The following is a 966-nucleotide window of genomic DNA, read 5'->3' on the forward strand; positions in this document are numbered from 1 at the left end:
ACGAAGGCGCGCGGCAACGCCGTGCCGCCCGCAAGCTTGAGCGTCGGCAACTGGCGGTAGAAACGGCGCGGCAGATCGCGCTTGACCTGAAATATGGTCTCTTCGACCAGGTAGTTGTTGTCGAGCAGCCATTGCGCCGCGGGCGTGATCGTCTCGCCCTTGGCCTGGGCGGCGTTGGTCGAACGGTAGACTTCGAGAATCTTCTTGGCGCTATCGCGGATGCGGGCCTGGAATTCGAACGGCGAAAGCCCGAACAGGTCCCTGACATCGCCCTTGGCGAGTGCTGCGCCCAGCGCGCGCAGCCGGTCTTCCGGCAGGAAATTGGAGCGTATCGGCGCTTCCGTGACGGTCGGGAAGCCGGCACTAGTTTGTTCGATCTTGGCGGGATTCGTCTGGATGTTCATTGATTATTCCGTAAGGCGGGGCGCGATGCGGCGTCACCGCCACGGCAATGGCCCTAAAACCGGTTCAAATGCAATCTGTTGCATGGCAGGTTCGGCCGAAAGTTTGTTTGCGCTCCATGACAGGGGCGTCCCCTTTCGACAACTCAAGGGCGAACGCCCCTCGCTTCCCGCCCCGGGTCCGATCAGGGAAAGGATTCAGGCTTTTTCGTGATACATGCAAGGGGCCAGGCGATATTTCGCCCGCGCCGCGATCATGTTTGGCAACAGCCGTTAACCATTGGCGGCGGTGACGCGCAGGCGGATCACAAAAATCAGCTCATGCCCTTCAGGCTGGAGGCGCAGTTTCTGGCTCTGCTGATCGAGGACGAGCGCATCAAGCGGTCCGAGGCTGGCAGCGGTGTCCGTGAGGACCGTGACGCCACCGCCAACCGGCAAGATAATTGTCGTGCCGTCGGTCGACCTTATCTCGACTTCACTTGAAACAGGCAAGCGCTCGACCGTATGGCTGATGCAGCCGCGGCGGCTCATGACGTTGAGATCGGTGATCGGGCCGCCCATCAGC

At 61.4% G+C, this 966-nt stretch carries 2 protein-coding genes; both read right to left on the bottom strand.

The features are described 5' to 3' along the window. Positions 1–404 (bottom strand): hypothetical protein (locus tag EOA49_RS32160; protein WP_164749396.1); only part of this gene is annotated, 404 nt, incomplete at its 3' end. A 270-nt stretch (positions 405–674) separates the two neighbouring features. After that, positions 675–966: HutD family protein (locus EOA49_RS32165; RefSeq protein ID WP_164749397.1), on the bottom strand; the 292-nt coding region annotated here is incomplete at its 5' end.

It is taken from the genome of Mesorhizobium sp. M1A.F.Ca.IN.020.04.1.1 (assembly GCF_003997315.1).
GTDB lineage: Bacteria > Pseudomonadota > Alphaproteobacteria > Rhizobiales > Rhizobiaceae > Mesorhizobium.